This window comes from Rhodococcus sp. NPDC077669 (assembly GCF_040686915.1).
In the GTDB taxonomy this organism is placed as follows: Bacteria; Actinomycetota; Actinomycetes; order Mycobacteriales; family Mycobacteriaceae; genus Rhodococcoides; species Rhodococcoides fascians.
Genome location: NZ_JBFBMD010000047.1, coordinates 1 through 10834, shown reverse-complemented (window position 1 = coordinate 10834; position 10834 = coordinate 1). Strand labels below are relative to the sequence as shown.

Sequence of the window (10834 nt, the reverse complement as noted above, 5' to 3'; positions counted from 1 at the left end):
CGAAGGCCGACACATCACATGAAAGACAGCCATCGGCGTCAGAGCGGAAACGAGTCATACCTTCCACCCCGACGAACGACTCCAGTATCACTGAGCGGAAACTCGTAGCCCACTACGAGTTTCCGTGCACGTGCGACGCAGTCGCTCTAGTTCAGCCCGTCCAGCACCGCACGGGTACCCGATAGCCCCAACCGCGTGGCACCGGCGTCGATCATGGCCAGGGCAGCGTCCGTGGTGCGGATGCCGCCGCTGGCTTTGACGCCCAATCGTCCGCCGACGGTCTCGGCCATCAGCCGCACCGCCTCGACGCTCGCGCCGCCAGCGGGATGGAATCCGGTCGATGTCTTGACGAAGTGAGCTCCGGCCTTCTCCGCGGCGCGGCACACTTCGACGATCGCCTCATCGGACAGCGCTGCCGATTCGATGATCACCTTGAGTACGGCGTCGCCGATGCCTTCGCGGACGGTCACGATGTCGGCCAGTACGGCGTTGTAGTCCCCGGCGATGGCCGCGCCGACGTCGATCACCATGTCGACCTCGTCGGCCCCCTGCTGCACGGCCAGCCGCGCCTCGGATCCCTTGATCAGCGAATGATGCTTGCCCGACGGGAATCCGGCCACCACAGCGGTGATCATTCCCTCGGCGCGAATCGGCAGCATCGACGGGGAGACGCACACGGCGAGCACTCCCAGCTCGCGGCCTTCCTCGATGAGGGCCTCCACGTCGGCGGCCGTGGCCTCCGGCTTGAGCAGGGTGTGATCGACCATTCCGGCGAGGGCGGCGCGGGTGAGTGTCATGAACCCAGCTTTTCACAGCACCGCATGTCGCGGCCCTGTCGGTCTACCATTCTCGGCTATGGACGCAGCCTCGCTCGCCGACACGTTCAACGCCACCAGCAGAGAGTTCGACGCGGTGACGCCGCTGGTCTGGGGCCCGGCCGGGCAGTCGCTGACGTTCGCTCTGGGGCTGCGATCCGGCGACGCCGTACTGGACGTGTGTTCCGGCACGGGGGCGTCGGCGCTTCCCGCCGCGGCAGCTGTCGGCCCGGACGGCCTGGTCCATGCCGTCGACCTCGCCGACGACCTGCTGGAGGTGGGCCGGGTGCACACCACCGAACGCGCCCTGCGCAACATCGACTTCGTCGTCGCCGACGCCACGGCCTGGGAACCGCCGTCTACCGTTCCCGACGCCGGATACGACGCCCTGGCGTGTTCGTACGGCATCTTCTTCCTGCCGAATCCCGAGCGGGACTTCTCGCGTCTGGTGTCGCTGGTCCGGCCGGGTGGCGGCGTCGGGGTGACGGTGTGGCGTCAGGGCGCGATCGAGGCGTTCTCCCGTGCGTACTTCGAGGTGATCGCAGCACATTCACCGTCCACGGAGCAGATGGGCCGCCTCGCGCAGGAGGGGTACGACAAGCACCCGATCCGGCGCATGGAGACGGCCGATCTGCTCGGCACGTGGCTCGCGGCGGCCGGTACGACGGACGTCCGGGTGGTCGAGCTGAGCAATCATGTACCTGCCACGGAGTCGTTCGTGTGGAGCTTCGTGTTGGGCAGTGCTCTGCGCGGTGCCCTCACCCCGTTCGACGAGGCAGCGGTCGGGCGGATTCGAGCGGACTTGTTCGCGTCGCTGACCGAGCGCGGCATCGATTCGATCGATCTCGGGACACTGGTGGCAACCGGGTTGCGAGCGCCCTGAGAGAATTGCCCTCATGAGTTCTTCCGTGTCCGAGGATCGCCGCTACGTTCTGTCCCTCGGTTGCCCAGACAAGACGGGCATCGTCGCCCGTATCTCCACGTTCCTCGCCGAGGTCGGCGGCTGGATCGTCGAGGCCGCCTATCACGCCGATCCCGATACCGGTTGGTTCTTCACGCGTCAGGCCGTGCGGGCCTCGTCGGTGAGCATGAGTGTCGAGGATCTGCGGGCCCGCTTCGCCGAAGTGGCTGCCGAGCTCGGTCCGGAAACCGAATGGGCACTGCATGATTCGGGCGCACCCAAGCGAGTCGTACTGCTGGTGAGCAAGGAAGCACACTGCTTGCACGATCTCCTGGGCCGCGCGGCCGGCGGGGAACTACCCGCCCAGATATCGGCCGTGATCGGCAACCACAGGTCGCTCGAGCCCATCGCTGCGGCGCACGGAACACCCTTCCATCACGTCGAGTTCGCGAAGGACCCGTCCGAGCGCGGACCGGCCTTCGAGGAAGTCCGCTCGCTCGTCGACTCCTACGACCCGCACGCAGTGGTGTTGGCGCGCTTCATGCAGGTGCTGCCCGAGTCGCTGTGCGAGCACTGGGCCGGTCGCGCCATCAACATCCACCACAGCTTCCTGCCGTCGTTCGTCGGTGCTCGGCCGTACCACCAGGCATTCGCCCGTGGCGTCAAGCTCATCGGCGCGACGTGCCATTACGTGACGGCCGAGCTCGACGCAGGTCCCATCATCGAGCAGGACGTCATCCGCGTCGACCACTCCGACGAGGTGACCGACATGGTGCGTCAGGGGCGCGACATCGAGAAGCTGGTGCTCTCCCGCGGCCTGCGCTGGCACCTCGAGGATCGCGTCCTGGTGCACGGACGCAAGACCGTGGTGTTCAGCTAGACCGTTCGGGTCACAGGTTCCGCAGACGAACGACTTCGGCGTTGAAGTCGTCGATCGCTTCCACCGAGCTCATGTGGCCGATTCCGGGGATCACGATCAGTCGACTCAGGTGGTCGTGGTCGTCGAGTGCTCGGGCGAGCTTGCGCGCGTGCACGGGCGGGGTCAGTCGATCCGCAGATCCGACGAGCACGCTGGTGGGCACGGACATGTTCTCGAGCGCCTCGCGGATGTCGAGGTCGCTCAACGCAGCGCCCCAGATACCCCGGGTACGCGGCGCGCACTCGAGCACGATCTTCTCGCAGAACGCCACCTCGGCGGGCGTGGCACCGGGGGCCATCGAGATGTATTTGATGGCCTGGCGGGTCACCGGGGACGGCCGTAGCGGTAGCGCCGAGCTCAGCACAGCGCGTCCCACCGGAGCGGGTACCCGTGGGAAGCGCTGCGGCAACGGGATGACGGTGGTCTCTCGGACGAGGGAATCCGTCGCCGTGCTGGCGAGCAGCACGGCGCTGACCAGGCGGTCGACCTGATCGGGGTAATTTCCGGCCCACGCCATGATCGACATGCCGCCCATACTGTGCCCCACCAGGACGGTCTTGTTGTCCTCGGTGACGGTGGCCGAGAGAACGGCCGACAGGTCGTCGGCCAGTACGTCGGGGCTCAGCGGACGCGTTCCGACGTCGCTGCGCCCGTGTCCGCGCTGGTCGTAAACGATGACGCGGTAGCGACCTGCGAGCGCATTGATCTGCGGAAACCAGTAATCGGCCGAGCAGGTCCAACCGTGACTGAACAGGACGGGTTCGGCATCGGGGTCACCGTAGCTGCGCACGTGCAGGTGTGCGCCGTCGTCGGTGACGACTTCGGTGACGGTCGGCTCGGCCGTGGGATGCTGCAGCAACTCGTCCGGCTGCACGTCCGTGGTCTTGGTGAACGAATGGAGTCGACGTCGCCGAACGACGAAGGCCCCGATGCTCGCGGCAGCGGCGATGCCTCCGACTCCGAGCAGCGAACGTTCGATTACCTTGCGTGAAACCACTGATATTCCCCTCTACCTGTGACCCCCGAGCGGGTGCGGTAGAGGTTACGCCCAGCGCCGAACGGGTGCTTGAAGCCCCTCTACCAGCGCGGTCCGCGCTGAATTCCGTCGATCTTGGGACGCACGTCCACCAGGTACACCGCGATCGCGACGACTCCGATGATCCAGAACATGATGACGATCGGGCCGATCAGCGTCAGCAGCAGCCCGACGGCCAGAATGCCCAGCCAGGCGTTCTTGGTCAGCTTGCCGGTGGCCGGAAAAGCGTCGGCACGTTGGCGTAGCGCGTGGAAGATTGCGTACGCAGCCCCTGCAATCGAGATGATTTGCAGGATCAGGAAGATCGTCTGGGAGAAGCTGCTCGCAATCACGTCGCCCAGTGTACGAGAAACGACCCCTGCACCGTGCGGTGCAGGGGTCGTTTTCTTTACGAGTGCTTTAGCTGGTGGTCTTCTTGGCCGGAGCCTTCTTGGCAGCCGGTGCCGGTGCGGTCTTCTTGGCGGCCGGTGCCGGGGCAGCCTTCTTGGCCGGTGCCGGAGCAGCCTTCTTGATCGGTGCGTCGGCGGTGCCGCGGGTCTTGGATTCGACCTTGCCTGCCACGCCGCTCACCTTGTCGGACGCCTCGACGGCCTTGTCCTTGGCTTCGTCGCCGGCTTCGTCGATGTTCTCGGCGAGCTCGTCGGCGGCCTCGGAGATCTCGTCGGCACCTTCGCGAACCTTGTCCGACGCGATGCCGGCGAGAGCTGCGGCGCGCTCGCCGACTGCGCGGGTCTGCGATGCGACAGTTCCGAGAGCGTGCTCGGTGAGGTCGACGACGTCGTTGGCGGCGGAGTTGGCCCGCTCGAGGCCTTCTTCGACTGCCGGGGTGCGGCGGATGCGCTCGACGGTCTCTTCGCCGCGCTCGGCGAGCGAGGTGTACAGGTCGGACGCGACCTTGAGGTACGCCTCGGCTACCTTGCGAAGCTCGTCCGGGGTGAAGCGCTCGCGGAGCTCGGCGATCTCGTCGGGCAGCTCTGCGGGCAGGTTCGTCAGGCGCTCGCGGAGCGACTCGACGCCCTCGGTGACCTCGTCGGAGAGGTCTGCGATTCGGGCGTTGACCTCGCTGGTCCGGCTCTCGGCGCGCGAGCGCACCTGTGCCACGACATCTGCGACGGCCTGGACGACTGCGTCGCCGGCACCGACAGCTGCGTAGATCGGAGTCTTGACGTTCTCGAAGTTCTTGGAATCAGACATCTGGTGTCTCCTGTTCGTCGGTTTCGGGCTCTTGCGTCGACTCGTTCTCACGACAGAACGAGTCGTAGATCTCGATCAGCACTTGCTTCTGCCGTTCGGTGATGTGCTCATCGCCGAGCAGAGCTTCGCGCACCGGACCGTGGGGACGCGCTTCCAAGATCCCGGCCCGGACGTACAGCACCTCGGAGGAGACGCGCAGACCCTTGGCTATCTGCGCAAGCACTTCTGCGGACGGATTGCGTAGTCCGCGTTCGATCTGGCTCAGATACGGGTTGCTCACTCCGGCCCTGCTCGCGAGCTGCCGCATGGATACTTGTGCGGCTTCTCGCTGGGACCGGATGTAGCTTCCGATGTCCTGGGCTGCAGTCGTGACGACTGCGGCGACAAGGTCTCCGGCCTCGGCGACCACCTGCGTCGCCTCGGTCGCTTTGGCGACCAGATCCCCCTCGTTCTCGGCCATCTCGGCCTCCTGGTTTCGGTGTCCTACTGGACGGTACCGAAGGGTGCTAACTATTGCAAGCACTCTGCTAGCACTAGTGCCCGAAGATCAGATCGGAGACGGTGTAGATCGCCAGGCCTGCGATGGAACCGACGACGGTGCCGTTGATCCGGATGAACTGGAGATCCCGTCCGACCTGCAGTTCGATCTTCCTGCTCGCTTCCTCGGCGTCCCAGCGCGCGACGGTGTCGCCGATGATCGTCGTGATCTCGTCGGCGTAGTTGGCAGCGATGTAACGGGCCCCACCCAGCAGCCATCCGTCGGCCTTTCCGCGCAATTCGTCGTCGTCGCGCAGTCGAATGCCGAAGTTGGCCGTGTTCTCCTTGATCTTGTTGCGCAAAGTACTCGTCGGATCGTCGACCGACTCGGTGATCAGACGCTTGGCCACCTTCCACGTCGACGCGGCGAGCCCGGTGATCTCCTCGCGGCCCATGATCTGCGCCTTGAGCTTCTCGGCCTTCTCGATGGTGGCCGGATCGTTCTGCAGATCGTTGGCGTAGTCGACGAGGAACTTGTTCGCCGCCAGGCGCACCTCGTGTTCGGGATTGGAGCGGATCTTCCACGTGAACTCGACGAGTTCCTTGTAGACCTTCTCCCCCAGCAGCGTGTCGACGAACTTCGGCGACCAGTTGGGCGAGTCCCGGGCGACCACACGATCGATCATTTCCTGGCTGCCCAATGCCCACTGATGAGCCCGCTCGGCCAGCATGTCGATCAGCGGCAGCTGACGATTCTCGCGAAGCAGCTCGTCGAGGATGCGGCCGATCGGCGGCCCCCATTGCGGATCGGCCAGTCGGCGCACGATGGTGCTGTCGATGACGGCGGTGATGTCCTCGTCGTTGAGCACGTCGACCACGCCGTGCAGCACCGTTGCCGCCTCGGCCGCCACCCGTTCCGCATTGTCGGGTTGGGCGAGCCAGGTGCCGAGTCGCAACGGCACCTGGGCCGACGCGACCTTCTCCGAGACGACCTCGGGCGCGAGGAAGTTGCTACCGACGAACGAGCTCAGGCTGGCACCGAGCTGGTCCTTCTTCTTCTTGATCAGGGCCGTGTGCGGAATCGGAATGCCCAGCGGATGCTTGAACAGGGCCGTCACTGCGAACCAGTCCGCCAGCGCGCCCACCATGCCCGCCTCCGACGCCGCTCGGACGTACCCCACCCATGCCCCGGCCCCGGTGGATTCCTGCCAGCGGCAGAAGAGATAGACGATCGAGGCTAAGACGAGGAATCCCGTCGCGACGGTTTTCATCTTGCGGAGGTCGCGACGCTTGGTCTCGTCGTCGAAGTTCATGAGCTGCACACCCGACATTGTGCCCAGAATCGCAACCGATCAACCGGGCACGGCCCCCTCCTGTGTCGTACCCGACGCATAAGGTGGGTGACGTGGTGAAAAATAGTGCGGCGGCAGCCTCGGAGGACGCCCCCGAGGCGGACGCGGACAAGCCCAAGATCGAGAAGCCGGACGGCCGCAAGCGTCGATGGCGAGAGCACAAGATCGCCCGACGCGAGGAGCTCGTCGACGGTACGTTGGCCGCGATCCGGCTGCGTGGTCGCGAGATCGGGATGGACGAGATCGCGTCGGAGATCGGTATCTCGAAGACGGTGCTCTATCGGTATTTCACCGACAAGAACGATCTGACCAGCGCGACGATGTCTCGGTACGTCGAGACCACCCTCGCGCCGCGCATCTACTCCGCGATCTCCCACGAGCTCGACGAGTACGAGCTGACCCGGGTGGTGGTGACCGCCTACGTCGAGACGGTGGCCACCGATCCCGAGGTGTACCTCTACGTGATGGCCAACAACGCCGGCAACAACCGGGACGTGGTGGCCGAGTCCGAGCGCATGATCGCCGAACTCCTCTCCACCGTGTTGGGTGAGCGGCTGCGCCAACGCGAGATGGATTCGGGCGGCTCGGTGCCGTGGGCGTTCGCCATCGTCGGCGCAGTCCAGTTGGCCACGCACTGGTGGATCTCGAACAAGTCCATGTCCGCCGATGACCTGATCGACTACCTCTGCATGATGATGTGGGGCGGCATCCACGGCGTGGCCATGGCCGACGGCTCACCGGCCAAGTTCAAGTCTCAGCCGCATCCTCTGGTGGACGACGAGCCGGGTAAGTCCTAGCGCTCGTCGTATTCGTCGTCGAGCGGAACTTCGGTGCGTTGTTCGATGACGTCCGTGGCGTCGGCCTCGACGGGGAGATCGCCCGCATCCGGCTCGTCCGGTTCGTCCGCGATCGGCAGATTCTGCTCGACGCGATCCTCGGTCGGAGATTCGATCGGTGATTCGCTCATGTGTCCATTCGTACCACTGCCGCGCACACGGTTCTCGTTTGAAACTCGATCGCGCCGGTAATCCGAACGAGCATGAGCAACGAAACATTGTCCGGACGCCGCATTGCCGTTCTCGCCACCGACGGTGTCGAGCAGGTCGAATTGGTGCAGCCCCGTGAAGCCGTCGAAAATGCTGGTGCCACAGTCACATTGGTGTCGCTCGATCACGGCGACATCCAAGCCATGAACAGCGACGTGAACGCAGGCGACACGTTCAGTGTCGACAAGATCGCGGGCGAGGTATCGGTCGACGACTTCGACGCGTTGATCCTGCCCGGCGGCACCACGAATCCCGATCAACTGCGCGTGGATGCGGACGCAGTGGAGTTCGTGCGCGCATTCGTTCAGGCGCACAAACCGGTCGGAGTCATCTGCTACGGCGCGTGGACGTTGGCCGAAGCAGACGTACTGAAAGGCCGCACGCTGACGTCCTACCCGAGCATTCGGACCGACCTGCGCAACGCCGGTGCGACTGTCGTCGACGAGGAAGTGGTCGTGGACGGCAACCTGGTGTCAAGTCGTAACCCCGACGACCTGCCTGCCTTCTGCGCGAAGATCGTGGAGCACTTCCGCGCTTGATAGGTTAGCGTGCCCTATGCGCATTTCTCGATCTCTGGCCCTGCCTGCGGCAGCCGTGGCCCTCGCTCTGACCCTGACCGCGTGCGGATCCGGTAATTCCGACGGCGGCGACTCGGCCGACTCGGCTGCTGAAGGCACCGTCGTCACCGACATGTTCGGGGAGGTCGAGGTGCCGGCCGACCCCCAGCGAGTAGTTGCACTCGGCTGGTCCGACGCCGAAACCGCACTGGCTCTCGGCGTGCAACCCGTCGGAGCCAGTGACTGGCTCGGCGTCGGAGGCAACGGCCTCGGCCCCTGGGTCACCGAAAAGTACGACACCGACCCGACGATCCTGGCCACCTACGACATCGACGTCGAATCGGTCGCCGCCCTGGCACCGGACCTGATCCTGTGGACCCGGAGCACCAACGACAAGGCCGTGTACGACCAGCTGTCCGACATCGCCCCCACTGTCGCGGCCCCTCCGGGAACCGACGTCGCCTACGGCACCACATGGGACGGGCAGACCGAGATCGTCGCCGAGGCGCTCGGAAAAGTCGACGAAGGCAAGAAGCTGATCGACGACACCAAGGCTCAATTCGCCGAGACCGTCGCTGCCAACCCGGAATTCGCCGGCAAGTCCGTCGCCGTCGGCACGCTGTACAGCGGCCAGAGCGGGGCCTACGTACGCGGCGACACCCGAGTCGACTTCCTCGAAGCACTCGGACTGACGAACGCCCCGGCCATCCAGGACCTCGCCCAACCCGGGAAATTTAGCGTCGACCTGTCCGAGGAGAACATCGCGAACCTCGACGCCGACCTGACGGTCATGTTCCCCATCGGCAGCGGACCCGAGGTCATCACCGAGAACCCGCTCATCCAGGGACTCCCGTCGGCCCGCGACGGACGCCTCGTCGTGCTCGGTGACACCGACCTGTCCAACGCATTCTCGGCCGCCTCGGTCGCGGGAACCCGATACGCACTCGACAACGCAGTGCCACTGTTCGCAGCACCACTGAAGGCCTAGCTCACACCCGCCCGGGAGGGCTTGCGACACTCTTCCCGGGCGGGCTTGTCACACTCTTCCCGGGGGCTTGTCACACTCTCCCGGGCGGGAAGCCACCCGCGGCGATCGGGCCCCAGGTGTCGATCGTGATGCGGATCAACGACTTTCCCTGCTTCACCATCGCCGCGCGGTACTCGTCCCAGTCCGAGTGCTCGCCGGCGATGCTGCGGAAGTACTCCACCAGAGGCTCGACGGCGTCGGGGAGATCGATGATCTCGGCCGTCCCGTCGACCTGGACGTAGTCGCCGTTCCAGTCGTCGCTGTGTACCAACACGGTGACGGCCGGCGTGCGGCGGATGTTGTGCACCTTGGCGCGCTCGGGGTAGGTGGCGATGACGATGCGGCCTTCCGAGTCCACGCCTGCGGACACCGGGGAGACCTGCAGACTGTCGTCGCGCTTACGCGTGATCAGGGTGTGGTGGTGCCGCGGAGATACGAATTCGAGCAGTTGCTCACGCGACACAGTCTCGGCTTTTGCGATGGTAGGGGCCATGAATCCCATGGTAGAGAAGTAGTCTTCCGCCTATGGCCGACAAGTCGAAACTGTGGACGCTCTCTCCCGTCGATGTGCTGCGCGCCAGTGCCTCTCCTCGGGTGGAGGACATCGATTTCACCGCCACTCCGGGGTTCGACGGCGCGAAAGCACACGGCAACGACGTCCTCGAGCAGCGCGGTGCGGTCCTTGCGGCGCTCCAGGAAAAGCTCTATGCCCACGGGCGCGCAGGCGGCACCAAGTCGGTTCTGCTCGTGCTGCAGGGCATGGACACTGCGGGCAAGGGCGGCATGGTCAAGCACGTCATCGGGATGGTCGATCCGCAGGGCGTCGACCTCGCGTCGTTCGGGGTGCCGACCCAGGAGGAGAAGCAACACCACTACCTGTGGCGCATCCGCAAAGCTCTTCCGCGCGCAGGCCGAATCGGGGTGTTCGATCGGTCCCATTACGAGGACGTTCTCGTCGTCGCGGTCCACGACCTCGTGCCACGGCAGGTGTGGGAGAAGCGATTCGACGAGATCAACGCTTTCGAGAAGGAGTTGGTCGACGAGGACACGGTCGTCGTCAAGGTGGCCTTGTTCGTCTCGGCCGACGAACAGAAGAAGCGACTGCAGGAGCGGCTGGATCGACCCGAGAAGCACTGGAAGTACAACCCGGGCGACGTCACCGAGCGTGGTTTCCTGCCGCAGTACCGGACGGCGTATCAGCGGGTTCTCGATCGCACGGATACCGACCACGCACCGTGGTACGTCGTCCCGTCCGACCGCAAGTGGTACAGCAGACTGGCCGTCACGGAAATTCTCATCGACGCGCTCGAAAAGCTCGATCTCGATTGGCCCGCAGCCGATTTCGATGTCGAACACGAGAAGCAGCGACTCGCCGAGAGCTGAACCCCCTTCGAAGGCGTGAATGGTCCATCGACGTGCACTGGACCCCGTGGGTTGGACCGGTTAATGGAAATCCTAGGCTGCGAGGGCCTGGGCTCGGTATTGCACCGGGCTCAGGCCGTCGAGTCGT

Annotated in this window: 14 protein-coding genes; 6 read left to right on the top strand and 8 right to left on the bottom strand. The window is 65.2% G+C overall.

All coding sequences use genetic code 11. The features are described from left to right. Window positions 1-146: 146 nt before the first annotated feature. Complete coding sequence (gene deoC / locus AB0P23_RS25160) at window positions 147-797, bottom strand: deoxyribose-phosphate aldolase (RefSeq protein ID WP_032399559.1); 651 nt, start codon at window positions 795-797, stop codon at window positions 147-149. A gap of 58 nt (window positions 798-855) precedes the next feature. Here deoC and AB0P23_RS25155 point away from each other — a divergent pair, with 58 nt between their 5' ends. After that, entirely contained in the window at window positions 856-1698 is an 843-nt protein-coding gene (locus AB0P23_RS25155) for a class I SAM-dependent methyltransferase (protein WP_363799755.1), read from the top strand. Window positions 1699-1711: 13 nt separating this feature from the next. After that, complete coding sequence (purU, locus tag AB0P23_RS25150) at window positions 1712-2596, top strand: formyltetrahydrofolate deformylase (protein WP_032399561.1); 885 nt, start codon at window positions 1712-1714, stop codon at window positions 2594-2596. A 10-nt stretch (window positions 2597-2606) separates the two neighbouring features. On the opposite strand, the gene AB0P23_RS25145 is transcribed toward purU, so the two are convergent. The 5 genes from AB0P23_RS25145 to AB0P23_RS25125 all read right to left on the bottom strand — a co-directional run bounded on the left by AB0P23_RS25145 (window position 2607) and on the right by AB0P23_RS25125 (window position 6673). After that, window positions 2607-3638 carry an alpha/beta hydrolase gene (locus AB0P23_RS25145; protein WP_032365182.1) on the bottom strand — a complete coding sequence of 344 codons (1032 nt, stop codon included), beginning with the start codon at window positions 3636-3638 and terminating at the stop codon, window positions 2607-2609. A gap of 74 nt (window positions 3639-3712) precedes the next feature. Further along, window positions 3713-4003 carry a DUF2516 family protein gene (locus AB0P23_RS25140; RefSeq protein WP_027498392.1) on the bottom strand — a complete coding sequence of 97 codons (291 nt, stop codon included), beginning with the start codon at window positions 4001-4003 and terminating at the stop codon, window positions 3713-3715. Window positions 4004-4070: 67 nt separating this feature from the next. After that, window positions 4071-4865, bottom strand: a complete 795-nt coding sequence (locus AB0P23_RS25135; RefSeq protein WP_032365180.1) for a heparin-binding hemagglutinin — start codon at window positions 4863-4865, stop codon at window positions 4071-4073. Continuing rightward, the gene (locus AB0P23_RS25130) at window positions 4858-5325 is read right to left on the bottom strand and encodes a helix-turn-helix transcriptional regulator (RefSeq protein WP_027498394.1); all 468 of its coding nucleotides are present in this window, start codon (window positions 5323-5325) and stop codon (window positions 4858-4860) included. The genes AB0P23_RS25135 and AB0P23_RS25130 overlap by 8 nt, the downstream gene beginning before the upstream one ends. Before the next feature lie 73 nt (window positions 5326-5398). Further along, window positions 5399-6673, bottom strand: a complete 1275-nt coding sequence (locus AB0P23_RS25125; RefSeq protein WP_363799753.1) for a DUF445 family protein — start codon at window positions 6671-6673, stop codon at window positions 5399-5401. Between the two features lie 140 nt (window positions 6674-6813). Between AB0P23_RS25125 and AB0P23_RS25120 the strand changes: the two genes are divergently transcribed. Further along, window positions 6814-7491, top strand: a complete 678-nt coding sequence (locus tag AB0P23_RS25120) for a TetR/AcrR family transcriptional regulator (protein WP_228139367.1) — start codon at window positions 6814-6816, stop codon at window positions 7489-7491. Here the strand turns inward: AB0P23_RS25120 and AB0P23_RS25115 are convergent. Continuing rightward, the gene (locus AB0P23_RS25115) at window positions 7488-7661 is read right to left on the bottom strand and encodes a hypothetical protein (protein WP_167326064.1); all 174 of its coding nucleotides are present in this window, start codon (window positions 7659-7661) and stop codon (window positions 7488-7490) included. The two genes, AB0P23_RS25120 and AB0P23_RS25115, sit on opposite strands and share 4 nt — an antisense overlap. Before the next feature lie 72 nt (window positions 7662-7733). On the opposite strand from AB0P23_RS25115, the gene AB0P23_RS25110 reads away from it, so the two are divergent. Both AB0P23_RS25110 and AB0P23_RS25105 read left to right on the top strand, forming a co-directional pair. Next, complete coding sequence (locus AB0P23_RS25110; protein ID WP_363799751.1) at window positions 7734-8279, top strand: type 1 glutamine amidotransferase domain-containing protein; 546 nt, start codon at window positions 7734-7736, stop codon at window positions 8277-8279. A 16-nt stretch (window positions 8280-8295) separates the two neighbouring features. Beyond that, entirely contained in the window at window positions 8296-9285 is a 990-nt protein-coding gene (locus AB0P23_RS25105; RefSeq protein WP_363799749.1) for an iron-siderophore ABC transporter substrate-binding protein, read from the top strand. Between the two features lie 70 nt (window positions 9286-9355). On the opposite strand, the gene AB0P23_RS25100 is transcribed toward AB0P23_RS25105, so the two are convergent. Further along, the gene (locus tag AB0P23_RS25100; protein WP_094622934.1) at window positions 9356-9817 is read right to left on the bottom strand and encodes a PPOX class F420-dependent oxidoreductase; all 462 of its coding nucleotides are present in this window, start codon (window positions 9815-9817) and stop codon (window positions 9356-9358) included. A gap of 32 nt (window positions 9818-9849) precedes the next feature. Between AB0P23_RS25100 and AB0P23_RS25095 the strand changes: the two genes are divergently transcribed. Then, the gene (locus AB0P23_RS25095; protein WP_032381231.1) at window positions 9850-10707 is read left to right on the top strand and encodes a PPK2 family polyphosphate kinase; all 858 of its coding nucleotides are present in this window, start codon (window positions 9850-9852) and stop codon (window positions 10705-10707) included. Window positions 10708-10834: the final 127 nt, after the last annotated feature.